The organism is Escherichia sp. E4930, from assembly GCF_005845405.1.
Taxonomy (GTDB): domain Bacteria; phylum Pseudomonadota; class Gammaproteobacteria; order Enterobacterales; family Enterobacteriaceae; genus Escherichia.
This window is the reverse complement of sequence record NZ_VCDZ01000004.1, coordinates 400,882-425,579: the sequence shown is the minus strand read 5'-3', so window position 1 is coordinate 425,579 and position 24,698 is coordinate 400,882. Positions and strand designations below refer to the sequence as shown.

Here is a 24,698-nt window from a genome sequence, read left to right as displayed (position 1 = left end):
GGTGCCTGATGCGACGCTGGCGCGTCTTATCATGCCTACAAAACTGCACTCAACCGTAGGCCGGATAAGGCGTTTACGCCGCATCCGGCAGTTATGCGCAGATGCCTGATGCGACGCTTTGCGCGTCTTATCATGCCTACAAAACTGAACTTAACCGTAGGCCGGATAAGGCGTTTACGCCGCATCCGGCATGAACAGCGTGCATTTTGGCAATAAATCTGAAACCGACTGTCATGTCGGTTTTTTTATATCTGTATTCTGGTGCAACCATTCTGTTCTCACGACAATCGCCGTTTCAGAATACCGCCAATCACTGCGCCTTAACCCATTCCGCCACTTCCGCCCACTCACCGCGAAAGACAACTTTTTCCGCTTTTTTCTCAAGCTGATAGCGATACATTGGGTCGTAATATTCTTCAAGTAACGGCACCAGCCAGGCCAGATGACCGTCGGTGCTGCCGGTGGTGAGTTGCGTTGTCAGCGCTGCATCCAGCCTTGCAGCCAGTTCGTTATAGCGCTGTAGCCCCAGCCGACGCTTAATAGCCGAAAGTCCGTGATGCAGGTATTCGCAATACTCCTGCCAGCCCTGTTCGTCGCCATAAGCATGGGTAAAATCATGATGCATACGCAAGAAATACTCTTCGTTCAGGCGTTCAAGACGGATCTCAAACGGATCTTCTACCACCGCAATCGCCGCCTGAGTCATTCGCTCGCGCAGGCATTCCGGCAGGTGATTCGAACCAATCATCCGACTTTCATCTTCCAGCACCCACAGGCGCAGCTCCTGACGGGCGTCGGTTTTTAGCATTTCGGCAGCCAGCAGGTTTTCAAAACTCGCCTGACTAAGTTGCGGCTGCAATGTGCGACCAAAAGCAGAACCGCGATGGCGCGCCAGCCCTTCCAGATCAACACCGTTCGGCTGTTGTTGCACTAACAGCGTTTTGCCGCTGCCGGTACAACCGCCAATCAGCACTATCGGTTTTTGTGCCAGTTCAATGGTCGCCTGAATCGCGGTCTGGCGCAGAGCCTTATAACCGCCTTCCACCAGCGGATAATCAATCCCCGCTTCATGCAGCCAGCGTTGCACAATATGTGAACGTTGACCGCCACGGGCGCAGCAGAGAATACCTTGCGGATTTTGCAGACACGCTGCCCGCCAGGCGTCCATGCGCTGCTGACGAATTTCACCCGCCACCAGTTTATGCCCCAGCGCCAGCGCCGCGTCAGACCCTTGCTGTTTGTAGCAGGTGCCAACGGCGGCGCGTTCATCATTATTCATTAACGGCAGATTGATAGCGGCGGGCATTGCGCCTTGCTCAAACTCGATGGGGGCGCGAACATCAATAATGGGCGTATCAGCAATCAGCAGGGCACGATAGTCCTGTTCCGTGTGTCTCTCTTGCATAGTAAAAAGTGAACCTCAAATCAGCTTGCGCGCTATTTTACGCGCCAACGCGCAAGGAAACTTGATTTTTAACTGTGTGAGTTGCCGAAAATTTCTAAAAATCCACTGATTTCCGGCCTGCGCTGGGTAAACAAGGCCACAATATCTTCCACCGCTTTGCCGCTGCCAAATTTACGCCATGCCAGACTCAATGGCGAAGGCGGGCGCATCGTTGGAATGACCCGGCTGACCAGTTGTTGACTATCAATCATCGACTGGCAAAGTGATTTTGGCAAAAAACCAATGCCAACGCCCGCCAGATGGGCGGCGATTTTCGTTTCCATATCAGGAACAATAATCTCCTTTTGCCCCGGCAAACGCCAGGCGACGCGTTTGGTTAAGGTGCGGGCGCTGTCTTCAATATTGACCGCAGGAAAGCGCCGCAACTGCGCTTCTGTTAGCGGCTCTTCAACCTTCGTCAGTGGATGATCTGCCGCCATGACAAAGCGCCATTGCACCGAACCTAAGGGATCAAGGCTAAAAGTATTTGCCAGTGCTTCGGTTCCCGTGACGCCGATGGCCAGTGAAAAACCTTCGTAAAGTAGCGAATCCCAGACGCCCATATAGATTTGTCGGGAGATGTGAAACTGGGTAAACGGGTAACGTTCATTCAGCCACGCCAGCAATTGGGCAACGGCCTGGGGGTTATAGAGCAGGTTGTTGATGACGATATTCACCTGGCGTTCCACGCCATCATTCACCTGTTGTAACTCGCTGGGCATACTTTCCAGCCAGCTCAGCCAGTCTCTGGCCTGACAAAGTAGATGCTCGCCAGCCGCCGTCAACGTCACGCTACGAGTCGTGCGGAAAAACAGCGCCACTCCGGTATTCTCTTCCAGAAGCTTAATGCGATAACTGATGGTCGCCGTGGTTTTACATAATCGTTCTGCCGCTTTTGAAAAACTTCCCGTTTCGGCAACAGCAATGAAAGTCCGCAAAGTTTCTGGATCAAACATCTTCAGGTATCCCCTTTTAAATCCGCAGGTTGCGTGATTTTCCTGTCCTTTGATTTACCTGTATTTTCACATGATAACCCTGCGTGATTTGTGGGCTAAATCTAGTTTTGGAAAAATATTCCAACTTTTGTGTTGATGTTGTTCTCTTAAGGTTTTAGATTGCCTGTTATTGAAACCAAGCTGACCAGTTGGCGGTGGTTGAACGGAATTATGTTACAAGGACAAAAAGATGAAACTTCAGGTATTACCGTTAAGTCAGGAAGCCTTCTGTGCTTATGGCGACGTTATCGAAACGCAGCAACGGGATTTTTTCCATATTAACAATGGCCTGGTGGAGCGCTATCACGATTTGGCGCTGGTTGAGATTCTTGAGCAAGACCGTACGCTTATCAGCATTAACCGCGCGCAACCGGCGAATCTGCCGCTGACCATCCACGAGCTCGAACGTCATCCGCTGGGTACTCAGGCCTTTATCCCGATGAAGGGTGAAGTGTTTGTAGTGGTCGTGGCGTCAGGTGACGATAAACCAGACCTGTCAACGCTGCGGGCGTTTATCACCAACGGTGAGCAGGGGGTGAATTATCATCGTAACGTCTGGCATCACCCACTTTTCGCCTGGCAGCGCGTCACCGATTTTCTGACCATCGATCGCGGCGGCAGTGACAACTGTGATGTTGAAAGTATTCCTGAACAGGAACTCTGTTTTGCGTGACGCCTGCAACCGACTTGCATAAGATAAACTAATTGTTCATTGTTTATGCTCACTTGTAGGTCGGAGTTAACGTAGGTATGACGGAAGTTAGACGGCGCGGCAGGCCAGGACAGGCGGAGCCTGTGGCACAGAAGGGCGCACAGGCGTTAGAGCGGGGAATTGCGATTCTGCAATATCTGGAAAAAAGTGGAGGAAGTTCGTCGGTTAGCGATATTTCTCTCAATCTGGATTTGCCGCTCTCGACGACCTTTCGCCTGTTAAAGGTTTTACAGGCAGCGGATTTTGTCTATCAGGACAGTCAGTTAGGCTGGTGGCATATAGGATTAGGTGTCTTTAACGTCGGCGCGGCGTACATCCATAACCGTGATGTCCTCTCCGTCGCCGGGCCGTTTATGCGCCGCCTGATGCTACTTTCCGGCGAGACGGTCAATGTCGCGATCCGTAACGGCAATGAAGCGGTATTAATTGGTCAGTTAGAGTGTAAATCGATGGTCAGGATGTGTGCGCCGCTGGGCAGTCGTCTGCCGCTGCATGCTTCCGGTGCGGGCAAGGCGCTGCTTTATCCGCTGGCGGAAGAGGAGCTGATGAGCATCATCCTGCAAACCGGTTTGCAGCAGTTTACGCCAACTACGCTTGTGGATATGCCCACCTTGCTGAAGGACCTGGAACAAGCGCGTGAACTGGGCTATACCGTAGATAAAGAAGAGCATGTTGTAGGCCTGAATTGCATAGCTTCAGCAATTTACGATGATGTAGGTAGTGTTGTTGCCGCTATCTCCATCTCCGGGCCTTCATCAAGACTGACAGAAGATCGTTTTGTCAGTCAGGGTGAGCTGGTCAGAGACACCGCCCGCGATATCAGCACGGCGTTGGGACTGAAAGCACATCCATAGTGTCTGTCGCATCCCGCTCTGCGGAGCGGGTTTTTTTGACAAAATTTGAAAGTTGGAAAATTTTTCCAATTAATAGAGGTAGGAATAAAATGGCAAAAATGAGAGCCGTTGACGCGGCAATGTATGTGCTGGAGAAAGAAGGTATCACCACCGCCTTCGGCGTTCCGGGAGCAGCAATCAATCCTTTCTATTCAGCGATGCGTAAGCACGGCGGTATTCGTCACATTCTGGCGCGTCACGTGGAAGGTGCGTCGCACATGGCGGAAGGCTATACCCGCGCAACGGCTGGGAATATCGGCGTTTGTCTGGGGACTTCAGGTCCGGCGGGTACTGACATGATCACCGCGCTCTATTCTGCTTCTGCTGATTCCATTCCTATTCTGTGCATTACCGGCCAGGCTCCGCGCGCCCGTCTGCATAAAGAAGATTTCCAGGCCGTAGATATCGAATCTATTGCCAAGCCGGTCAGTAAAATGGCGGTTACAGTACGTGAAGCGGCGCTGGTGCCTCGTGTGCTGCAACAGGCATTTCACCTGATGCGTTCTGGTCGTCCGGGTCCGGTACTGGTGGATTTACCGTTCGACGTTCAGGTTGCGGAAATCGAGTTTGATCCTGACATGTACGAACCGCTGCCGGCCTACAAACCTGCTGCCAGCCGTATGCAGATCGAAAAAACGATAGAAATGTTAATTCAGGCCGAACGTCCGGTGATTGTTGCCGGGGGCGGGGTAATCAACGCCGATGCCGCGGCGCTGTTACAACAGTTTGCCGAACTGACCAGCGTTCCGGTGATCCCAACGCTGATGGGCTGGGGCTGTATCCCGGACGATCACGAACTGATGGCCGGGATGGTGGGTCTGCAAACCGCGCATCGTTACGGTAACGCAACGTTGCTGGCGTCGGACATGGTGTTTGGTATCGGTAACCGTTTTGCCAACCGTCATACCGGTTCGGTAGAGAAATACACCGAAGGGCGCAAAATCGTTCATATCGATATTGAACCGACGCAAATTGGCCGCGTGCTGTGCCCGGATCTCGGCATTGTCTCCGACGCCAAAGCGGCGCTGACGCTGCTGGTTGAAGTGGCGCAGGAGATGCAAAAAGCAGGTCGTCTGCCGTGTCGTAAAGAATGGGTCGCCGACTGCCAGCAGCGCAAACGTACTTTGTTGCGTAAAACTCACTTCGACAACGTGCCAGTGAAACCGCAGCGCGTGTATGAAGAGATGAACAAAGCCTTTGGACGTGATGTTTGCTATGTCACCACCATCGGCCTGTCACAAATCGCTGCGGCGCAAATGCTGCATGTCTTTAAAGACCGTCACTGGATCAACTGTGGTCAGGCAGGCCCGCTGGGCTGGACCATTCCGGCTGCGCTGGGGGTTTGTGCTGCTGATCCAGAGCGCAATGTGGTGGCGATTTCCGGTGACTTCGACTTCCAGTTCCTGATTGAAGAATTAGCCGTTGGCGCACAGTTCAACATTCCGTACATCCATGTGCTGGTCAATAACGCCTATCTCGGTCTGATTCGCCAGTCGCAACGCGCATTTGATATGGATTACTGCGTACAGCTCGCGTTCGAAAATATTAACTCCAGTGATGTGAACGGTTACGGCGTTGACCACGTGAAAGTCGCGGAAGGTTTAGGTTGTAAAGCTATCCGCGTTTTCAAACCGGAAGATATTGCTCCAGCCTTTGAACAGGCGAAAGCCTTAATGGCGCAGTACCGTGTCCCGGTGGTGGTGGAAATTATGCTGGAACGTGTAACCAATATTTCGATGGGCAGTGAACTGGATAACGTCATGGAATTTGAAGATATCGCTGATAGCGCAGCGGACGCGCCGACTGAAACCTGCTTCATGCACTATGAATAAGGGAGATAAATAATGTTACGTTTCTCTGCTAATTTATCGATGTTATTTGGTGAATATGATTTTCTCGCCCGTTTTGAGAAAGCCGCGCAGTGTGGTTTTCGCGGTGTTGAATTTATGTTTCCTTATGACTACGACATTGAAGAATTAAAACATGTACTGGCGAGTAATAAACTCGAGCATACGCTGCATAATTTACCTGCGGGTGACTGGGCGGCAGGCGAGCGGGGTATTGCCTGTATTCCTGGCCGTGAAGAAGAGTTTCGTGATGGCGTAGCAGCAGCGATTCGTTATGCTCGTGCGCTGGGTAATAAAAAAATTAACTGTCTGGTCGGTAAAACGCCGGCTGGTTTCAGCCGTGAACAGATTCACGCAACGCTTGTGGAAAACCTGCGTTATGCCGCGAATATGTTGATGAAAGAAGATATTTTATTACTGATTGAACCTATCAACCATTTCGATATTCCTGGTTTCCATCTCACCGGAACTCAACAGGCGCTGAAACTGATTGACGATGTTGGTTGCTGCAATTTGAAAATACAGTATGACATTTATCACATGCAGCGGATGGAAGGTGAATTAACCAACACCATGACCCAATGGGCCGATAAAATTGGTCACCTGCAAATTGCCGATAATCCACATCGCGGCGAACCAGGGACCGGAGAAATTAATTACGAATATCTCTTTACGGTAATTGAAAATTCTGACTACAACGGTTGGGTTGGGTGTGAATATAAACCTCAAACCACCACGGAAGCTGGTTTACGCTGGATGGATCCGTACCGTTAAAACGTAACGCTGTTCAGGCAATGCTTTTTTAGGCCGCTAAGTCGGCAGGGGATCGTGTTGTCTGAATTCAGGAATAGCGACATTTAAAAAGAGGTTAATTATGAAACTGGGATTTATTGGCTTAGGTATTATGGGTACTCCGATGGCCATTAATCTGGCGCGTGCCGGTCATCAATTACATGTCACGACCATTGGACCGGTTGCTGATGAATTACTGTCACTCGGTGCCGTTAATGTCGACACCGCGCGCCAGGTAACGGACGCTGCCGACATCATTTTTATTATGGTGCCGGATACGCCGCACGTTGAAGAAGTTCTGTTTGGTGAAAATGGTTGTACCAAAGCCTCGCTGAAGGGCAAAACCATTGTTGATATGAGCTCCATTTCACCGATTGAAACTAAACGTTTCGCTCGTCAGGTGAATGAACTGGGTGGCGATTATCTCGATGCGCCAGTCTCCGGCGGTGAAATCGGCGCGCGTGAAGGGACGTTGTCAATTATGGTTGGCGGTGACGAAGCGGTATTTGAACGCGTGAAACCGCTGTTTGAACTGCTCGGTAAAAATATCACCCTCGTGGGTGGTAACGGCGACGGTCAAACCTGCAAAGTGGCAAACCAGATTATCGTGGCGCTCAATATTGAAGCGGTTTCTGAAGCCCTGCTGTTTGCTTCAAAAGCCGGTGCGGACCCGGTACGTGTGCGCCAGGCGCTGATGGGCGGCTTTGCTTCCTCACGTATTCTGGAAGTTCATGGTGAGCGCATGATTAAACGTACCTTTAATCCGGGCTTCAAAATCGCTCTGCACCAGAAAGATCTCAACCTGGCACTGCAAAGTGCGAAAGCGCTAGCGCTGAATCTACCAAACACCGCGACCTGCCAGGAGCTATTTAATACCTGTGCGGCAAACGGTGGCAGCCAGTTGGATCACTCTGCGTTAGTGCAGGCGCTGGAATTAATGGCGAATCATAAACTGGCCTGATGCCCGCAATAAAAATGGCCGATATCAGCAAATGAATCGGCCAGCAATATTAAAAAAAGAAAGCAGCCAACGACGTTGCTTCAGTATTAAAAATAATATTTTTATTTGTTCCTCATAGCTAGATTAAAACAACGTTATTCGATACGTGAAATTAAGAGGGATTTATGGAACATCAGAGAAAACTATTCCAGCAACGCGGCTATAGCGAAGATCTATTGCCGAAAACGCAAAGCCAGCGGACCTGGAAAACATTTAACTATTTTACCTTATGGATGGGTTCGGTTCATAACGTTCCCAATTATGTGATGGTCGGCGGCTTTTTTATTCTCGGCTTGTCTACCTTTAGTATTATGCTGGCAATTATCCTCAGCGCCTTTTTCATTGCCGCGGTAATGGTATTAAACGGTGCGGCGGGCAGTAAATACGGCGTACCGTTTGCCATGATCCTGCGTGCTTCTTACGGCGTACGCGGCGCACTGTTTCCCGGATTATTAAGAGGTGGTATTGCTGCCATTATGTGGTTTGGCCTGCAATGTTACGCGGGGTCACTGGCCTGCTTGATCCTGATTGGCAAAATCTGGCCGGGATTTTTAACTCTCGGTGGTGATTTCACGCTATTAGGACTTTCTCTACCAGGCTTAATCACTTTCTTACTCTTCTGGCTGGTTAACGTTGGTATTGGTTTTGGCGGCGGCAAAGTTTTAAATAAATTCACCGCCATTCTTAACCCGTGCATCTATATCGTTTTCGGCGGCATGGCGATTTGGGCGATTTCGCTGGTTGGGATCGGTCCAATCCTCGACTACATCCCCAGTGGAGTGCAGAAAGCAGAAAATAGCGGTTTCCTGTTCCTGGTGGTGATAAACGCGGTGGTTGCGGTTTGGGCGGCACCGGCGGTGAGTGCATCTGACTTTACGCAAAACGCCCACTCTTTCCGTGAGCAGGCGCTGGGGCAAACGCTGGGATTAGTGGTGGCCTATATTCTGTTTGCGGTCGCCGGGGTAAGTATTATTGCTGGCGCCAGTATTCATTACGGCGCTGATACCTGGAACGTGCTGGATATTGTTCAGCGTTGGGACAGCCTGTTTGCCTCGTTCTTTGCGGTACTGGTTATTCTGATGACGACCATTTCCACTAACGCCACCGGTAATATTATTCCAGCCGGTTATCAGATTGCCGCCATTGCACCGACAAAACTGACCTATAAAAACGGCGTACTGATTGCCAGTATTGTCAGCCTGCTGATCTGCCCGTGGAAATTAATGGAAAATCAGGACAGTATTTATCTGTTCCTCGATATTATCGGTGGGATGCTGGGTCCGGTAATTGGTGTCATGATGGCGCATTATTTTGTGGTGATGCGCGGACAAATTAATCTTGATGAACTGTATACCGCTTCAGGTGATTTCAAATATTACGATAACGGATTTAATCTCACGGCCTTCTCAGTAACTCTGGTAGCCGTTATTTTATCTCTCGGCGGTAAATTTATTCCGGTCATGGAACCGTTATCGCGTGTTTCATGGTTTGTCGGCGTTATCGTCGCCTTTGCGGCCTACGCTTTATTAAAAAAACGCACAGCAGTCGAAAAAACAGGAGAACAAAAAGTCACAGGTTAATTAATCCCGATATTCAAAATTGAGTCAGAAAAACCAATCTGTATTTTACAAGGAGTTTGTTATGTCTTTTGATTTAATTATTAAAAACGGCACCGTCATTTTAGAAAACGAAGCTCGCGTTGTAGATATCGCCGTTAAAGGCGGAAAAATTGCCGCTATCGGGCAGGATCTGGGCGATGCAAAAGAAGTTATGGATGCGTCTGGTCTGGTGGTTTCGCCGGGCATGGTTGATGCGCACACCCATATTTCTGAACCGGGTCGTAGCCACTGGGAAGGTTATGAAACCGGTACTCGCGCAGCGGCAAAAGGTGGTATCACCACCATGATCGAAATGCCGCTCAACCAGCTGCCAGCAACGGTTGACCGCGCTTCAATTGAACTGAAGTTCGATGCTGCTAAAGGCAAGCTGACTATTGATGCGGCACAACTCGGTGGCCTGGTATCTTACAACATCGACCGTCTGCATGAGCTGGATGAAGTGGGCGTTGTCGGCTTCAAATGCTTCGTTGCGACCTGTGGCGATCGCGGTATCGACAACGACTTCCGTGATGTAAATGACTGGCAGTTCTTCAAAGGCGCGCAGAAGCTGGGCGAACTGGGTCAGCCGGTGCTGGTGCACTGCGAAAACGCGCTGATCTGTGACGAACTGGGTGACGAAGCGAAGCGTGAAGGTCGCGTAACCGCTCATGACTATGTAGCTTCGCGTCCGGTATTTACCGAAGTGGAAGCGATTCGCCGCGTGCTGTACCTGGCGAAAGTTGCTGGTTGCCGTCTGCACGTTTGCCACGTCAGCAGCCCGGAAGGTGTTGAGGAAGTGACTCGTGCACGTCAGGAAGGTCAGGACGTTACCTGTGAATCCTGCCCGCATTACTTTGTGCTGGATACCGATCAGTTCGAAGAAATTGGCACCCTGGCGAAGTGTTCTCCGCCGATCCGCGATCTGGAAAACCAGAAAGGCATGTGGGAAAAACTGTTTAACGGTGAAATCGACTGCCTGGTTTCCGACCACTCTCCATGCCCGCCGGAAATGAAAGCAGGCAACATCATGAAAGCATGGGGCGGTATCGCCGGTCTGCAAAGCTGCATGGACGTGATGTTCGATGAAGCGGTACAGAAACGCGGTATGTCTCTGGCAATGTTCGGCAAATTAATGGCGACTAATGCAGCAGATATTTTCGGTCTGCAGCAAAAAGGCCGTATCGCCCCAGGAAAAGATGCCGACTTCGTCTTCATTCAGCCGAATAGCAGCTATGTTCTTACCAATGACGATCTGGAATATCGCCACAAAGTCAGCCCGTATGTTGGCCGTACTATTGGTGCGCGTATCACGAAAACCCTCTTACGTGGTGATGTGATTTACGACATCGAACAGGGCTTCCCTGTTGCGCCGAAAGGTCAATTTATCCTTAAACATCAGCAGTAATCTGGCCCCTGCAATGCCCGTCCTTGCGGCGGGCATTCTTCGGTTAAGGTGTGTTTATGTTCAATTTTGCAGTGGGCCGCGAAAGCCTGTTATCAGGATTTCAGTGGTTTTTCTTTATTTTTTGCAACACGGTTGTGGTTCCTCCTACGCTACTTTCTGCTTTTCAGTTGCCGCAAAGTAGCCTGCTTACGCTCACGCAATATGCTTTTCTTGCAACCGCGCTGGCCTGCTTCGCTCAGGCATTCTGCGGTCATCGTCGCGCAATTATGGAAGGGCCAGGCGGCCTGTGGTGGGGAACCATCCTCACGATTACTCTCGGCGAAGCCTCGCGCGGGACACCGATCAACGATATCGCTACCAGCCTGGCGGTGGGGATTGCGCTCTCTGGCGTGCTGACGATGTTGATTGGTTTTAGCGGATTAGGTCATCGCCTGGCGCGGTTATTTACGCCGTCGGTGATGGTCTTGTTTATGTTGATGCTGGGCGCGCAGCTGACCACTATCTTTTTCAAAGGTATGCTCGGGCTGCCGTTTGGCATAGCCGACCCGAATTTTAAGATTCAGTTACCGCCGTTCGCGCTCTCAGTGGCGGTGATGTGCCTGGTACTGGGGATGATTATCTTCCTGCCGCAACGTTTTGCCCGTTACGGCCTGCTGGTTGGCACCATAACCGGCTGGTTGTTGTGGTACTTTTGCTTTCCTTCTTCGCATTCGCTCTCCGGTGAGTTGCACTGGCAGTGGTTCCCGCTCGGCAGTGGCGGTGCTTTGTCGCCGGGGATTATTCTGACGGCGGTGATTACAGGTCTGGTAAATATCAGCAATACCTACGGTGCGATTCGTGGCACGGATGTTTTTTATCCGCAGCAGGGTGCGGGGAATACGCGTTATCGTCGCAGCTTTGTGACGACCGGATTTATGACACTGATAACCGTGCCGCTGGCGGTAATTCCATTCTCACCGTTTGTTTCATCCATTGGTTTATTAACCCAGACTGGCGATTACACGCGGCGTTCATTTATTTATGGCAGCGTTATTTGCCTTCTGGTGGCGCTGGTTCCGGCACTCACGCGACTGTTTTGCAGTATCCCCTTACCAGTGAGTAGCGCGGTCATGCTGGTTTCTTATCTGCCTTTACTCTTTTCCGCGCTGGTGTTTAGCCAGCAAATAACCTTTACCGCTCGCAATATTTATCGACTCGCATTGCCGTTATTTGTCGGCATATTTTTAATGGCATTACCGCCTGTGTATCTGCAAGACCTTCCATTAACGCTTCGTCCTCTGCTCAGTAACGGCTTACTGGTCGGAATTTTACTGGCTGTTCTTATGGATAATCTTATTCCGTGGGAACGCATCGAATAATTTGTTGAAAAAGGATTGATAATGAAGATTGTCATTGCGCCAGACTCTTTTAAAGAGAGCTTAAGTGCAGAAAAATGTTGTCAGGCAATTAAAGCCGGGTTTTCGACCCTCTTTCCCGATGCGCACTATATCTGTTTGCCAATCGCGGATGGCGGCGAAGGGACGGTGGATGCGATGGTCGCCGCGACGGGCGGCAAAATCGTGACGCTTGAAGTCTGTGGACCGATGGGCGAAAAAGTGAATGCTTTTTATGGCCTTACCGGCGACGGGAAAACGGCGGTGATTGAGATGGCAGCGGCAAGTGGTCTGATGCTGGTCGCGCCTGAAAAGCGTAATCCGTTGCTGGCCTCCAGTTTTGGTACGGGGGGGTTAATTCGCCATGCGCTGGATAACGGCATTCGCCATATTATTCTCGGCATTGGTGGCAGTGCGACGGTCGACGGCGGTATGGGCATGGCGCAGGCGCTTGGTGTGCGTTTCCTTGATGCCGACGGTCAGGTGCTGGTGGCTAACGGCGGCAATTTAGCGCGCGTGGCAAGCATTGAAATGGAGGAATGCGATCCGCGTCTGGCGAACTGCCATATTGAAGTGGCGTGCGATGTTGATAACCCGCTGGTAGGGACACGCGGTGCGGCGGCGGTGTTTGGCCCGCAAAAAGGGGCAACGCCGGAAATGGTCGAAGAGCTGGAGCAGGGGCTGCAAAATTACGCCCGTGTTTTACAACAGCAAACTGAAATTAATGTCTGCCAGATGGCGGGCGGCGGCGCTGCGGGCGGTATGGGTATTGCGGCGGCGGTATTCCTCAATGCGGATATTAAACCGGGCATTGAGATTGTGTTGAATGCGGTCAATCTTGCGCAGGCAGTGCAGGGTGCAGCGCTGGTGATCACCGGGGAAGGGCGCATCGACTCGCAAACGGCAGGCGGTAAAGCGCCGCTGGGCGTGGCGTCGGTGGCGAAGCAGTTTAATGTCCCGGTGATTGGGATTGCTGGCGTATTGGGTGACGGCGTGGAAGTGGTACATCAATATGGCATTGATGCAGTGTTCAGTATTCTGCCGCGTCTGGCGCCTTTAGCTGAAGTGCTAACCAGCGGTGAAACCAATCTCTTCCACAGTGCGCGTAATATTGCCTGCGCCATTAAAATAGGTCAGGGAATTAAACTCTGATTATTACCATTAGAGCGGATGCGGTTTATATCGCATCTGCTTCAGATTGCTGACAACGTGCGTGTTGTGTATGCCGGATCCATCCCGGAAATTATCATGTAGGCCTGATAAGCGAAGCGCATCAGGCAATGTTACAAAAAAAGCCACGGTATAAACCGTGGCGAAATCCAACATAGCTAAAAATAATCAGGCGAGTGGTATGACTTAAATCTCTACGTCGCGGTTGCAATCTTTCGAATAAATATAACTAAACGCTTCACCACGCCCTACGCCATAACCAGCCTGTAAAGAATAAGCGCCCATAAAGATGTAATCGCCTTTTTTCACCGGGATCCAGTTATTGTCGAGGTTATAAACCCCCTGACCGGAAAGAATATAGGCACCGTGTTCCTGAACGTGTGTTTCGATATAACCGTGGCTGGCACCTGGCGCAAAAGAGAGGATATGCATGTTCATATCAAAACCTAACTCTTTGGGCAGGAAATCCAGCAGGATCACATCGTCCATACCTTCATAATGAATGCGTTCCAGTTCGCTGGCATTGCCAGAAACCAGCCACGGCGCATGACCTTCTACCGGAGCATAGCGACGCTTATATAAAAAGATTTGGCTGTCTTCGGCCTGGGCGTTAATAAACGTCATTAGGGAGCCTGGCGGGCAATAAAGATAGCCACCTTCGCTTAAGGCAAATGTTTTCCCTTCGGCTTTGGCAGTGATATTTCCAGAGATCACATACAGGAACGTTTCAATACCTTCGCCACCGAAGCCCTGTTGGTTGCCGCCGTTTTGATGCAGTGTGACCAGATAATCAACAAAAGAGGCACCCAGCTTTGGCGTGGAGAGGATTGTCGCGTCACAATTTTCAAAGCCCGGAATAATATTTTTTACCAGGCCATCTGGCGTTAACAGCGCGAAATTACCGTGTTTCACAATTGCACGGTTAGCCAGTAAATCATCGCGGTAACCGGTGACGTTATTTAAATATCCCATTTATGACTCCTTATTTCTGCCAGGCAAGTTGATAAAGCATGAGTGCCAACGTTTTGACCCCTTCGGCAAGGTCGGTAATATTGGTGCGTTCCGCCGGGTTATGGCTGATCCCGTTAATGCTGGGAATGAAAATCATGCAGGTCGGTACGCGAGGCGCGAAAATTTGTGCGTCGTGCCCGGCACCACTGTGCATCACCCGGTAATTCAGTATTTCGCTTTCACACAATTGTGTCAGGGTGGCGACCAGCTCCTTGTTCATCGGCACGGGTTCTTCGTCCATCCATAAATCGATATCAATACCAATGTCCATTTCATCGCAAATCGCCCGCATGTCGTTTTCTAACTGTTGGGTGAAATCGCGCAGCACGGCGGCGTCGGTATGACGACAATCAATGGTGAACGTGGTTTTCCCCGGCACCACATTCACCGTATTCGGGCGCGGCTCTACTTTGCCAAAAGTCAGCACCAGCGGGTCGCCCATCTTTTTCGCTTTTTCGACCGACTGATGGCAAATGCGACTGAAAGCGTAAACCGTATCACGACGATAGCCCATCGGCGTGGTGCCTGCATGGTTTGATTCACCGTTCAGCGTCACCGTATAGCGACGTTGCCCGACAATTGCATTCACCACGCCAATTGACTGCCCATTACTTTCCAGCACACAGCCCTGTTCAATATGCAATTCAACAAAAGCTTTAATATCCCGGCGTGGAGTTAGTGGGGCGTTCGGCAGAGTAAATCCGCAAGCCTTCATCGCATCGACAAAGCCATTTCCTTTGGCATCACAGATATTCCGCACGTCGTCAGGATTCGCCAGCCCAAAGATATTTTTACTGCCCCAGAAGACATACGGGAAGCGGCTGCCTTCTTCTTCTGCCATCGCCACCACTTCGACCGAACGCAGCGGCGCGCCGTATTGCGTTTTCAGCCAGTCAATTGCCAGCCACGCCGCCAGCGCACCGAATTGCCCGTCGAGGTTACCGCCGTTGACCACGGTATCGATATGCGAACCGCTCAGAATCACTTCCTGTGGATATTCGGTGCCATTCAGGCGACCGTATAAATTCCCCACTTCATCGAAACGTGTTTCCAGCCCGCTTGCTGCCATTCTTTTTTTAAATTGCTGCTGGGTTTCCAGCCATTCCGGCGAATAAAGTAAACGGGTCATCCCACCCGTTGGGTCAGCGCCAAAAGAGGAAAGCCAGGGCAGCGTTTCTTCTATGGCTTGACGAAAATGTGTAATCATAAGAAAGTCCTGTCTCAATAATTATTGCGCAAAGGGATTTTTCGTTTCGTATGACGTGTTATAAAGCGCGTCGGAAATTAAATAGTGGTAAATATCATCAACAATTTCGATGCCTTCGACGGCGGCTTTGCGTTGTTTAATATCCTGATCCTGTCCGAGATAATAAACCTGGTTAAAACCGGGCGCGGGGGTAATGGCATTTAATTCGCGCATGGTCTGGCTAAGATGTTGACGGAATAATTCGCTGGAGGAGAAAAAGTTCGGGTTAATAACTACATGTAATTGCCCCAAATTACGCCCGGCGTGTAAATCGTCATACATCGAACTAACCTGTCGCCCGAACGGTAAGCCGAGTAAGACGCCTGAGAGGACGTCAATCATCATCATCAGGCCATACCCTTTCGGCCCAGCGGCGGGGAGCAGAGCATGTACCGCGAACGGATCGGTTGTTGGTGCACCGTTTTTATCGACCGCCCAGGTGTCCGGGATAGACATATTACGCGAGCGGGCGTCGAGCACTTTTCCCCATGCCTGTACGGTAGTCGCCATATCAAAGGTAAGGATCTCGTCGCCTTCTCCCGGCGCGGCAAAGGCCAGTGGGTTAGTACCGTAGTAAATTTCCGCGCCGCCAAACGGCACCACCATTGGATCGGACTGGCACATCGAAATGCCAATTAATCCGGCGCGAGCTGCCTGCTGCACAAAATAAGAGATTGCGCCGCTGTGACCCATCCGGCTGATGCCGACCACCGCAACGCCATTTTGCTGGGCGGTTTTGATGGCATGTTCCATACCCATTTTCGCCGCGACCTGCCCGGCGGCATTGTCAGCATGTAAAATTGCCGAGCACGGCCCGGTTTCCTCAAGACGAAACTCCGGTTCGCGGTTGGTGCCGCCTTTTGAAATGCGTTCGGCGTAGTATTCAACGCGTACCGCGCCATGAGAGTGGATCCCTCTGGCATCGGCGTAAACCAATACTTCAGCCACGGTTGCAGCGTGCTCACGTTTTAACCCAGCCTGGCAGAGTTTATTCTCAATTAGCTGGTGGAGTGTTTCCCGACTGATTTTCATCTGTCTTCCTTTTTAACGACGGTGTGAAGCATGACTGCAATTAACATACAGGGAAAATATCTGGATTATGTGATCCAGACAGGCAAAAAAATATAGTTAGAATTTATTTGATAATCCGTTCGCTTTTAACCTGATTTTTAAAACAACCACGCTTATTAAAAAATAACGCGTAATAGCTTAGCGGTTATTTGAATTATTTTGTTAATAATCCCTGTGTGATATTCATCACCTTATTTATCCGTTGTCATCGATACCGTAATCGCCACATTAACACTGCTCGTGCAATTGCCATGAGTGCAATTTTTAAGGAGTTGTTATGATCCACGCCTTTATTAAAAAAGGGTGTTTTCAGGATTCAGTCAGTTTAATGATTATTTCACGAAAACTCAGCGAATCAGAAAATGTTGATGATGTTTCCGTAATGATGGGGACGCCCGCCAATAAAGCGTTATTAGATACCACAGGTTTCTGGCATGACGATTTTAATCACGCCACGCCGAATGATATTTGCGTGGCAATTCGTAGTGAAGCGGCGGATGCGGGGATCGCGCAGGCGATTATGCAGCAGCTTGAAGAGGCGTTAAAACAACTGGCGCAGGGTTCAGGCAGCAGCCAGGCGTTGACGCAGGTGCGTCGCTGGGACAGCGCCTGTCAGAAATTACCCGACGCCAATCTGGCGCTGATTTCAGTGGCTGGTGAGTATGCGGCGGAGCTGGCAAACCAGGCGCTGGATCGCAACCTCAACGTGATGATGTTCTCCGATAACGTCACGCTGGAAGATGAAATCCAACTTAAAACCCGCGCGCGGGAAAAAGGCCTGCTGGTGATGGGGCCGGACTGCGGTACATCAATGATTGCCGCCACGCCGCTGGCTTTTGCTAACGTGATGTCGGAAGGCAACATTGGCGTCATTGGCGCTTCCGGTACCGGGATTCAGGAACTGTGTTCGCAGATTGCGCTGGCAGGTGAGGGAATTACTCACGCGATTGGTCTTGGCGGGCGCGACCTCAGCCGTGAAGTGGGCGGCATCAGTGCGCTAATGGCGCTGGAAATGCTCAGCGCAGACGAGAAAAGCGAAGTGCTGGCATTTGTTTCAAAACCACCTGCCGAAGCTGTGCGTCTGAAAATTGTTAATGCCATGAAAGCAACCGGAAAACCGACGGTGGCGCTGTTTTTAGGTTATACCCCGGCGGTGGCCCGCGACGAGAATGTCTGGTTTGCCTCCTCGCTGGATGAGGCCGCACGCCTGTCTTGCCTGCTTTCACGCATCACGGCGCGACGTAATGCGCTAGCGCCTGTCAACAAAGGTTTTATTTGCGGTTTGTATACCGGCGGTACGCTGGCTGCCGAAGCGGCGGGATTACTTGCCGGACACCTTGGCGTGGCAGCCGACGATACCCATCAACATGGCATGATGCTGGACGCCGACGGACATCAGATCCTCGACCTGGGCGATGATTTTTACACCGTCGGGCGTCCCCATCCGATGATCGACCCGACCTTACGCAACCTGTTAATTGCCGATCTCGGCGCTAAACCACAAGTGCGCGTGTTGCTGCTTGATGTGGTGATTGGCTTCGGCGCGACCGCCGATCCTGCCGCCTCGCTGGTGAGCGCCTGGCAAAAAGCTTGTGCCGCGCGTTCAGACAGCCAACCGCTGTACGCCATTGCCACGGTGACAGGTACCGAACGTGACCCGCAATGCCGCTCGCAGCAAATCGCCACGCTGGAAGATGCCGGGATCGCAGTAGTGAGTTCGCTGCCGGAAGCCACCTTGCTGGCGGCGGCGTTAATTCGTCCGCTTTCGCCTGCCACTCAGCAACACACACCGTCATTACTGGAAAACGTCGCCGTGATTAATGCCGGATTACGCAGTTTTGCGCTGGAGCTACAAAGTGCCAGCAAACCGGTAGTGCATTACCAATGGGCGCCAGTCGCTGGCGGTAATAAAAAACTGGCTCGTTTATTAGAACGTTTGCAATAAGGGGTTCCCATGTTTACATCAGTGGCGCAAGCCAATGCTGCGGTTATCGAACAAATTCGTCGCGCTCGTCCACACTGGCTGGATGTGCAACCGGCTTCTTCACTTATCAGCGAACTAAACAAGGGCAAAACACTGCTTCACGCCGGGCCGCCAATGCGCTGGCAGGAGATGACCGGACCCATGAAAGGGGCGTGTGTCGGGGCATGTCTGTTTGAAGGATGGGCGAAAGAGGAAGCGCAGGCACTGGCGATGCTGGAGCAGGGGGAAGTGAACTTCATTCCTTGTCACCATGTGAATGCCGTCGGGCCAATGGGCGGCATTACTTCTGCCAGTATGCCGATGCTGGTGGTCGAGAACGTGACCGACGGCAACCGGGCGTACTGCAACCTCAACGAAGGTATCGGCAAAGTGATGCGTTTTGGCGCTTACGGCGAAGATGTCCTGACTCGCCATCGCTGGATGCGCGATGTGTTAATGCCAGTATTAAGCGCGGCGCTGGGGCGCATGGAGCGCGGTATCGATCTTACGGCGATGATGGCGCAGGGCATTACGATGGGCGATGAGTTCCATCAACGCAATATTGCTTCCTCAGCACTGTTAATGCGTGCGCTGGCCCCACAAATTGCTCGCCTCGATCATGATAAACAGCACATTGCGGAAGTGATGGATTTCCTCAGCGTGACCGATCAGTTCTTCCTCAACCTCGCGATGGCCTACTGCAAGGCGGCGATGGATGCTGGCGCGATGATCCGCGCAGGCAGCATCGTTACGGCTATGACCCGCAACGGCAATATGTTCGGGATTCGGGTAAGCGGGCTGGGTGAACGCTGGTTTACTGCGCCTGTAAACACTCCGCAAGGTCTGTTTTTCACCGGCTTCTCGCAGGAGCAGGCGAACCCGGATATGGGCGATAGCGCGATTACCGAAACCTTTGGTATCGGAGGTGCGGCAATGATCGCCGCTCCTGGCGTAACGCGCTTTGTCGGTGCGGGTGGCATGGAAGCGGCCAGAACGGTATCTGAAGAGATGGCGGAAATCTTCCTTGAGCGCAATATGCAGTTGCAGATCCCCGGCTGGGATTTCCAGGGCGCGTGCCTGGGGCTGGATATTCGTCGCGTGGTAGAAACCGGCATTACGCCACTCATCAATACCGGAATCGCCCATAAAGAGGCGGGGATCGGGCAGATTGGTGCAGGCACCGTGCGAGCACCGCTGGCGTGCTTTGAACAGGCGCTGGAAGCACTGGCTGAAAGCATGGGGATTGGTTGAGGAACGCGCAATGACGGTAATCCATCCTCTGCTTGCCAGCCATAGCGCACCGAATTATCGCCAGTCCTGGCGGTTAGCGGGAGTGTGGCGGCGGGCGATTAATCTGATGACGGAAAGCGGCGAACTGTTAACGCTGCATCGTCAGGGAAGTGGTTTCGGCCCCGGAGGATGGGTACTTCGCCGCGCGCAATTCGATACGTTATGCGGTGGATTATGCGGCAATGAACGACCACAGGTTGTGGCACAAGGGATTCGCCTCGGGCGTTTCACGGTTAAACAGCCACAGCGTTATTGTTTGCTGCGTATTACGCCGCCTGCGCATCCTCAACCGCTTGCAGCTGCATGGATGCAACGCGCGGAGGAAACCGGGCTTTTCGGGCCACTGGCGATGGCGGTAAGCGATCCGCTTCCCGCTGAATTACGCCAGTTTCGCCACTGTTTTCAGGCCGCGCTCAATGGCGTTAAGACCGACTGGCGGCACTGGCTGGGTAAAGGCCCCGGATTAACGCCAAGTCATGATGACACGCTGAGCGGAATGCTGCTGGCGGCCTGGTATTATGGCGCTTTAGATGCGCGCTCCGGTCACCCGTTTTTTGCCTGTTCCGACAATCTTCAACTCGTTACCACAGCGGTGAGCGTCAGTTATTTACGTTATGCCGCGCAAGGATATTTCGCCTCGCCACTCCTGCACTTTGTTCATGCTCTGAGTTGCCCGAAACGTACCGCAGCGGCGATTGATTCGCTGCTGGCGCTGGGGCATACGTCAGGGGCAGATACGCTGCTGGGGTTCTGGCTTGGTCAACAATTATTACAAGGAACACCATGAAAACACTGGTTGTAGCTCTTGGGGGCAACGCCTTACTCCAGCGCGGTGAGGCGCTGACGGCAGAAAATCAGTATCGCAATATCGCCAGTGCTGTACCCGCCCTGGCACGCCTGGCCCGTTCTTATCGGCTGGCGATTGTTCACGGCAACGGGCCGCAGGTGGGGCTGCTGGCGTTACAGAATCTGGCGTGGAAAGAGGTAGAACCGTATCCGCTGGATGTACTGGTGGCGGAAAGCCAGGGGATGATTGGCTATATGCTGGCGCAGAGCCTGAGCGCGCAGCCGCAGATGCCGCCGGTGACGACGGTGCTGACGCGCATTGAAGTTTCGCCTGATGATCCGGCGTTTTTGCAGCCAGAGAAATTTATTGGTCCGGTTTATCAGCCAGAAGAACAAGAGGCACTGGAAGCGGCTTACGGCTGGCAGATGAAACGTGATGGTAAATATTTGCGCCGGGTGGTGGCGTCTCCGCAACCGCGTAAAATTCTCGACAGCGAAGCCATCGAGTTGTTGCTCAAAGAGGGGCATGTGGTGATTTGCAGTGGCGGCGGCGGTGTGCCGGTGACAGATGACGGAGCAGGGAGTGAAGCAGTGATTGATAAAGATCTTGCCGCTGCGTTGCTCGCCGAGCAGATTAATGCCGATGGACTGGTGATCCTCACTGATGCCGACGCGGTTTATGAAAACTGGGGAACGCCGGAGCAACGTGCCATTCGCCGTGCCACACCGGATGAGTTAGCGCCGTTTGCCAAAGCCGATGGTTCGATGGGGCCGAAGGTAACGGCGGTGAGTGGTTATGTCAGAAGCCGTGGTAAACCCGCGTGGATTGGGGCGCTATCGCGGATTGAAGAGACGCTGGCGGGCGAAGCGGGGACCTGTATTTCGCTGTAGTCGTAGGCATCCGGAAATCGGTGCACCATGCCTGATGCGACGCTTGCCGCGTCTTATCAGGCCTACAATGGGTGCCGGATCTGTAGGCCGGATAAGGCGTTTACGCCGCATCCGGCAAGAATATGAGCACCAGGTTAACTGAACTTACTCTGCGCCCACATCACGCCGCTGGCATACTCTGGCGGCAGCAGCGGGATTAAGGCTTCCAGCGTTGCGGTCAGACGCGATGTGTCGCTGTCGGTCAAATTCAGATGCCCCACTTTACGCCCCGGACGGACTTCTTTGTCGTACCAGTGCAGATGCACCAGCGGCAGTTTCAGCCAGTCATAATTCACATCGCTACCAATCAGGTTGATCATCACCGACGGACTATTCACTACCGGTTGCGGTAACGGCAGATCGGTAATCGCCCGCAGATGCAGCTCAAACTGGCTGATGCTGGCACCGTTTTGTGTCCAGTGACCGCTGTTATGCACACGCGGAGCCAGTTCGTTGATCAGCAGACCTTGCGGGGTGACAAAACACTCCATCGCCATCACGCCCACATAGCCCAGCTCCTGCATAATCGCCGACAGCATCTCTTCGGCTTGCGCCTGCAGCTGTGCGTTGGCCTGCGGGAAAGCGACGCTTGTGCGCAAAATACCGTCCTGATGCAGGTTATGCGTCAGCGGATAAAACACGGTGCTGCCATCAAAGCCGCGCGCGCCAACCAGCGATACTTCGCCAGAGAAGTTAATGCCTTGCTCGACAATACATTCACCGTAACATTCAGCCGGTAACTGTTCGGTTTCATCGGCGCGTAAACGCCATTGACCGCGACCGTCATAGCCACCAGTGCGACGCTTAACAATCGCCAGTTCACCTAAACGCTCAAACACCGCAGGCCACTCGCTGCGATCGGCAAGTAACTGCCACGGCGCGGTCGGCAGGTGGAGCTTGTCGAAAAGCTGCTTCTGGGTCAGACGGTCGGCAATAATCGGGAACACATCGCGGTTCACAAAGGCCGGATGGCGCGCCAGCTCGCGGGTTAATGCGGTTTCCGGCCAGCGTTCGATCTCAGCGGTAATCACGCTTTGTTGAAAAGGCACCGCCGCCGGTTCAGCGTCCAGCCCGACCGGCCAGACAGCAATGCCTAACGGTTCGCCCGCCTGGCGCAGCATTCGGCCTAACTGCCCGTTACCGAGGACGCAAACCTGTTTCATGCCGCACCTCGCGGGTCCGGGTTTTCCAGCACTTCATCAGTTTGTGCTTTGCGCCAGTCATTCAGACGCTGGTGCAGTTCTTTATCGTGAGTTGCAAGAATTTGTGCTGCCAGTAATGCCGCGTTTGCCGCGCCAGCTTTACCAATCGCCAGCGTACCCACCGGAATGCCGCGCGGCATTTGTACGATGGAGTAGAGGCTATCGACACCGCTCAGTGCGGCGCTCTGTACTGGCACGCCCAGCACCGGCACCAGCGTTTTGGCGGCAATCATGCCTGGCAGGTGCGCTGCGCCGCCTGCGCCCGCAATAATCACCTGATAACCGTTCTCTTCGGCGCTTTCGGCGAAGCTGAACAGTTTATCGGGGGTGCGGTGAGCAGAAACCACTTCAACGTGGTGCGGGACATTCAGGATTTCGAAGATTTCGGCGGCGAACTGCATGGTAGCCCAGTCGCTTTTGGACCCCATCACGATGGCGACACGCGCCGGATTATTGCGGGAAGACATGCGTCTTAAAACTCCTGTGGTGCACAACTCTCGGCTTTAGAGGGCACAGAGAATAGCACGGAAAGAGAGCAAGGAAAACGGTTGCGTAGCTGTGGAGTCAGCAAAGTCGCGGGTATTTAAAACGGAAAATGGATCAGCTCCACGTCATCCGCCGTGACTTTCACCATCGAACCTTCGGTATGCCAGGCACCCAGTACCACGCGAAAAGCCGGTTGCTGATTGGCGATAAGTTCATGGACCGCCGGGCGATGGGTATGCCCGTGGATCAGCCATTGCACCTGATGCTTTTCCATCGCACTGACCACCGCGTTTTGGTTAACGTCCATGATCGCCAGCGATTTACTGCTGTTGGCTTCTTTACTGTTCGCGCGCATTCGCGCGGCAATACGTTTGCGCACAAACAACGGCAGGGCGAGGAATAGCGTTTGCAGCCAGGGTTTGTGGACTTTGGCGCGAAAAGCCTGATAACCCGCATCATCGGTGCACAGCGTGTCGCCATGCATAATCAACACCCGACGACCATAAAGTTCGAGCACCTTTTCTTCCGGCAATAACGTCATGCCGCTTTCACGGGCAAAGCGTTTGCCGAGCAGAAAATCACGGTTGCCATGAATGAAATAACAGGGAACGCCGGAATCGGACACCGCTTTGATCGCTGCGGCCATCTGGCGATGGAACGGGCTGGGATCGTCGTCGCCAATCCAGGCTTCAAACAGATCGCCAAGAATATACAGCGCGTCGGCGTTGCGGGCTTCTCCCGCTAAAAAACGCAGAAAACCGGCGGTGATCGCCGGTTCTTCCACGCAGAGATGAAGATCTGCAATAAAGAGTGTCGCCACGATTACTCGCTAACGGTCACGCTTTCAATGATAACGTCTTCTTTTGGCACGTCCTGGTGCATACCGCTACGACCAGTTGCCACACCTTTGATTTTGTCTACCACGTCCATGCCTTCAACCACTTCAGCAAACACGCAGTAGCCCCAACCTTGCAGGCTTTCGCCAGAGAAGTTCAGGAAGTCGTTATCAACCACGTTGATGAAGAACTGGGCAGTTGCAGAGTGCGGAGCCTGAGTACGGGCCATTGCCAGCGTACCACGAGTGTTTTTCAGACCGTTGTTGGCTTCGTTTTTGATCGGCTCTTTGGTGGTTTTTTGTTTCATGCCCGGCTCAAAACCGCCGCCCTGAATCATAAAACCGTTGATAACACGGTGGAAAATGGTGTTGTTGTAAAAACCTTCGCGGCAGTAGTCCAGGAAGTTTTTAACTGTTTCAGGTGCTTTATCGTCAAAAGTTTTGATGACAATATCGCCGTGATTGGTGTGGAAAGTAACCATTTTTGCATCCTGTTCCGTTTGATTGGTGCTTCAACCCTGTTCGGGTCATATATAGGGTGGTGTTATAGCATAACCGCACGATTGGATCATCTCGCAATGTATGCTGATTCGCGCGGGAAATATGGGTATTATACGCAACTCAATTACCCACACATGTCTAAACGGAA

Annotated in this window: 22 protein-coding genes; 13 read left to right on the top strand and 9 right to left on the bottom strand. The window is 52.3% G+C overall.

Annotated elements, in window-relative coordinates:
- Positions 1–310: 310 nt before the first annotated feature.
- Together mnmH and allS are read right to left on the bottom strand one after the other, a co-directional pair.
- Positions 311–1,405 carry a tRNA 2-selenouridine(34) synthase MnmH gene (mnmH, locus tag FFT88_RS08965; protein WP_106906211.1) on the bottom strand — a complete coding sequence of 365 codons (1,095 nt, stop codon included), beginning with the start codon at positions 1,403–1,405 and terminating at the stop codon, positions 311–313.
- A gap of 68 nt (positions 1,406–1,473) precedes the next feature.
- Positions 1,474–2,400 (bottom strand): HTH-type transcriptional activator AllS, encoded by a 927-nt coding sequence (allS, locus tag FFT88_RS08960; protein ID WP_135404660.1) that lies wholly within the window; start codon positions 2,398–2,400, stop codon positions 1,474–1,476.
- A 229-nt stretch (positions 2,401–2,629) separates the two neighbouring features.
- On the opposite strand from allS, the gene allA reads away from it, so the two are divergent.
- The 9 genes from allA (at position 2,630) to glxK (ending at position 13,211) form a co-directional block, all read left to right on the top strand.
- The gene (allA, locus tag FFT88_RS08955; RefSeq protein ID WP_130206359.1) at positions 2,630–3,112 is read left to right on the top strand and encodes an ureidoglycolate lyase; all 483 of its coding nucleotides are present in this window, start codon (positions 2,630–2,632) and stop codon (positions 3,110–3,112) included.
- Positions 3,113–3,189: 77 nt separating this feature from the next.
- Positions 3,190–4,005 (top strand): HTH-type transcriptional repressor AllR, encoded by an 816-nt coding sequence (gene allR, locus FFT88_RS08950; protein ID WP_000141275.1) that lies wholly within the window; start codon positions 3,190–3,192, stop codon positions 4,003–4,005.
- A gap of 89 nt (positions 4,006–4,094) precedes the next feature.
- Entirely contained in the window at positions 4,095–5,876 is a 1,782-nt protein-coding gene (gene gcl / locus FFT88_RS08945; protein WP_135404659.1) for a glyoxylate carboligase, read from the top strand.
- A 12-nt stretch (positions 5,877–5,888) separates the two neighbouring features.
- On the top strand, positions 5,889–6,665 hold the full coding sequence (gene hyi, locus FFT88_RS08940) for a hydroxypyruvate isomerase (RefSeq protein WP_135404658.1): 777 nt from the start codon (positions 5,889–5,891) through the stop codon (positions 6,663–6,665).
- Between the two features lie 100 nt (positions 6,666–6,765).
- Positions 6,766–7,644 (top strand): 2-hydroxy-3-oxopropionate reductase, encoded by an 879-nt coding sequence (gene glxR, locus FFT88_RS08935; protein WP_135404657.1) that lies wholly within the window; start codon positions 6,766–6,768, stop codon positions 7,642–7,644.
- Between the two features lie 164 nt (positions 7,645–7,808).
- On the top strand, positions 7,809–9,263 hold the full coding sequence (locus tag FFT88_RS08930; RefSeq protein WP_135404656.1) for a putative allantoin permease: 1,455 nt from the start codon (positions 7,809–7,811) through the stop codon (positions 9,261–9,263).
- 61 nt (positions 9,264–9,324) lie between these two features.
- The gene (allB, locus tag FFT88_RS08925; RefSeq protein ID WP_135404655.1) at positions 9,325–10,686 is read left to right on the top strand and encodes an allantoinase AllB; all 1,362 of its coding nucleotides are present in this window, start codon (positions 9,325–9,327) and stop codon (positions 10,684–10,686) included.
- A gap of 56 nt (positions 10,687–10,742) precedes the next feature.
- Positions 10,743–12,044, top strand: a complete 1,302-nt coding sequence (locus tag FFT88_RS08920) for a uracil/xanthine transporter (RefSeq protein WP_135404654.1) — start codon at positions 10,743–10,745, stop codon at positions 12,042–12,044.
- A gap of 21 nt (positions 12,045–12,065) precedes the next feature.
- A complete protein-coding gene (glxK, locus tag FFT88_RS08915; protein ID WP_135404653.1) occupies positions 12,066–13,211 on the top strand; it encodes a glycerate 3-kinase in 1,146 nt (381 codons plus the stop codon).
- 204 nt (positions 13,212–13,415) lie between these two features.
- On the opposite strand, the gene allE is transcribed toward glxK, so the two are convergent.
- From allE to allD, 3 genes are read right to left on the bottom strand one after another with little or no spacing between them, the layout of a single operon-like run.
- Entirely contained in the window at positions 13,416–14,201 is a 786-nt protein-coding gene (gene allE, locus FFT88_RS08910) for a (S)-ureidoglycine aminohydrolase (protein ID WP_135404652.1), read from the bottom strand.
- 10 nt (positions 14,202–14,211) lie between these two features.
- Positions 14,212–15,447 carry an allantoate deiminase gene (allC, locus tag FFT88_RS08905; protein WP_135404651.1) on the bottom strand — a complete coding sequence of 412 codons (1,236 nt, stop codon included), beginning with the start codon at positions 15,445–15,447 and terminating at the stop codon, positions 14,212–14,214.
- Positions 15,448–15,468: 21 nt separating this feature from the next.
- The gene (gene allD, locus FFT88_RS08900; RefSeq protein ID WP_135404650.1) at positions 15,469–16,518 is read right to left on the bottom strand and encodes an ureidoglycolate dehydrogenase; all 1,050 of its coding nucleotides are present in this window, start codon (positions 16,516–16,518) and stop codon (positions 15,469–15,471) included.
- Between the two features lie 316 nt (positions 16,519–16,834).
- On the opposite strand from allD, the gene FFT88_RS08895 reads away from it, so the two are divergent.
- The 4 genes from FFT88_RS08895 to FFT88_RS08880 are packed head-to-tail and all read left to right on the top strand — an operon-like array spanning position 16,835 to position 21,487.
- On the top strand, positions 16,835–18,502 hold the full coding sequence (locus FFT88_RS08895; RefSeq protein WP_135404649.1) for an acyl-CoA synthetase FdrA: 1,668 nt from the start codon (positions 16,835–16,837) through the stop codon (positions 18,500–18,502).
- A 9-nt stretch (positions 18,503–18,511) separates the two neighbouring features.
- Positions 18,512–19,771 carry a DUF1116 domain-containing protein gene (locus FFT88_RS08890; RefSeq protein WP_135404648.1) on the top strand — a complete coding sequence of 420 codons (1,260 nt, stop codon included), beginning with the start codon at positions 18,512–18,514 and terminating at the stop codon, positions 19,769–19,771.
- A gap of 10 nt (positions 19,772–19,781) precedes the next feature.
- Complete coding sequence (locus FFT88_RS08885) at positions 19,782–20,597, top strand: DUF2877 domain-containing protein (protein WP_135404647.1); 816 nt, start codon at positions 19,782–19,784, stop codon at positions 20,595–20,597.
- Complete coding sequence (locus FFT88_RS08880; protein ID WP_135404646.1) at positions 20,594–21,487, top strand: carbamate kinase; 894 nt, start codon at positions 20,594–20,596, stop codon at positions 21,485–21,487. Before FFT88_RS08885 ends, FFT88_RS08880 begins: the two co-directional genes overlap by 4 nt.
- A 134-nt stretch (positions 21,488–21,621) precedes the next feature.
- Here the strand turns inward: FFT88_RS08880 and purK are convergent, their stop codons facing one another.
- The 4 genes from purK to ppiB form a co-directional block, all read right to left on the bottom strand.
- Positions 21,622–22,689, bottom strand: coding sequence for a 5-(carboxyamino)imidazole ribonucleotide synthase (gene purK / locus FFT88_RS08875; protein WP_130215569.1), 1,068 nt, complete (start codon positions 22,687–22,689; stop codon positions 21,622–21,624).
- Positions 22,686–23,195: a 5-(carboxyamino)imidazole ribonucleotide mutase gene (gene purE, locus FFT88_RS08870; protein WP_001295318.1), complete on the bottom strand. Its 510-nt coding sequence runs from the start codon at positions 23,193–23,195 to the stop codon at positions 22,686–22,688. Before purE ends, purK begins: the two co-directional genes overlap by 4 nt.
- Positions 23,196–23,311: 116 nt before the next feature.
- Positions 23,312–24,034, bottom strand: a complete 723-nt coding sequence (gene lpxH, locus FFT88_RS08865) for a UDP-2,3-diacylglucosamine diphosphatase (RefSeq protein ID WP_130258571.1) — start codon at positions 24,032–24,034, stop codon at positions 23,312–23,314.
- A 2-nt stretch (positions 24,035–24,036) separates the two neighbouring features.
- Positions 24,037–24,531 (bottom strand): peptidylprolyl isomerase B, encoded by a 495-nt coding sequence (ppiB, locus tag FFT88_RS08860; protein WP_059225529.1) that lies wholly within the window; start codon positions 24,529–24,531, stop codon positions 24,037–24,039.
- Positions 24,532–24,698: the final 167 nt, after the last annotated feature.

Coding starts and splice junctions, on each gene's coding strand:
- mnmH (WP_106906211.1), bottom strand. CDS start 1,405: ATGCAAGAGAGACACACGGAACAGGACTATCGTGCCCTGCTGATTGCT.
- allS (WP_135404660.1), bottom strand. CDS start 2,400: ATGTTTGATCCAGAAACTTTGCGGACTTTCATTGCTGTTGCCGAAACG.
- allA (WP_130206359.1), top strand. CDS start 2,630: ATGAAACTTCAGGTATTACCGTTAAGTCAGGAAGCCTTCTGTGCTTAT.
- allR (WP_000141275.1), top strand. CDS start 3,190: ATGACGGAAGTTAGACGGCGCGGCAGGCCAGGACAGGCGGAGCCTGTG.
- gcl (WP_135404659.1), top strand. CDS start 4,095: ATGGCAAAAATGAGAGCCGTTGACGCGGCAATGTATGTGCTGGAGAAA.
- hyi (WP_135404658.1), top strand. CDS start 5,889: ATGTTACGTTTCTCTGCTAATTTATCGATGTTATTTGGTGAATATGAT.
- glxR (WP_135404657.1), top strand. CDS start 6,766: ATGAAACTGGGATTTATTGGCTTAGGTATTATGGGTACTCCGATGGCC.
- FFT88_RS08930 (WP_135404656.1), top strand. CDS start 7,809: ATGGAACATCAGAGAAAACTATTCCAGCAACGCGGCTATAGCGAAGAT.
- allB (WP_135404655.1), top strand. CDS start 9,325: ATGTCTTTTGATTTAATTATTAAAAACGGCACCGTCATTTTAGAAAAC.
- FFT88_RS08920 (WP_135404654.1), top strand. CDS start 10,743: ATGTTCAATTTTGCAGTGGGCCGCGAAAGCCTGTTATCAGGATTTCAG.
- glxK (WP_135404653.1), top strand. CDS start 12,066: ATGAAGATTGTCATTGCGCCAGACTCTTTTAAAGAGAGCTTAAGTGCA.
- allE (WP_135404652.1), bottom strand. CDS start 14,201: ATGGGATATTTAAATAACGTCACCGGTTACCGCGATGATTTACTGGCT.
- allC (WP_135404651.1), bottom strand. CDS start 15,447: ATGATTACACATTTTCGTCAAGCCATAGAAGAAACGCTGCCCTGGCTT.
- allD (WP_135404650.1), bottom strand. CDS start 16,518: ATGAAAATCAGTCGGGAAACACTCCACCAGCTAATTGAGAATAAACTC.
- FFT88_RS08895 (WP_135404649.1), top strand. CDS start 16,835: ATGATCCACGCCTTTATTAAAAAAGGGTGTTTTCAGGATTCAGTCAGT.
- FFT88_RS08890 (WP_135404648.1), top strand. CDS start 18,512: ATGTTTACATCAGTGGCGCAAGCCAATGCTGCGGTTATCGAACAAATT.
- FFT88_RS08885 (WP_135404647.1), top strand. CDS start 19,782: ATGACGGTAATCCATCCTCTGCTTGCCAGCCATAGCGCACCGAATTAT.
- FFT88_RS08880 (WP_135404646.1), top strand. CDS start 20,594: ATGAAAACACTGGTTGTAGCTCTTGGGGGCAACGCCTTACTCCAGCGC.
- purK (WP_130215569.1), bottom strand. CDS start 22,689: ATGAAACAGGTTTGCGTCCTCGGTAACGGGCAGTTAGGCCGAATGCTG.
- purE (WP_001295318.1), bottom strand. CDS start 23,195: ATGTCTTCCCGCAATAATCCGGCGCGTGTCGCCATCGTGATGGGGTCC.
- ppiB (WP_059225529.1), bottom strand. CDS start 24,531: ATGGTTACTTTCCACACCAATCACGGCGATATTGTCATCAAAACTTTT.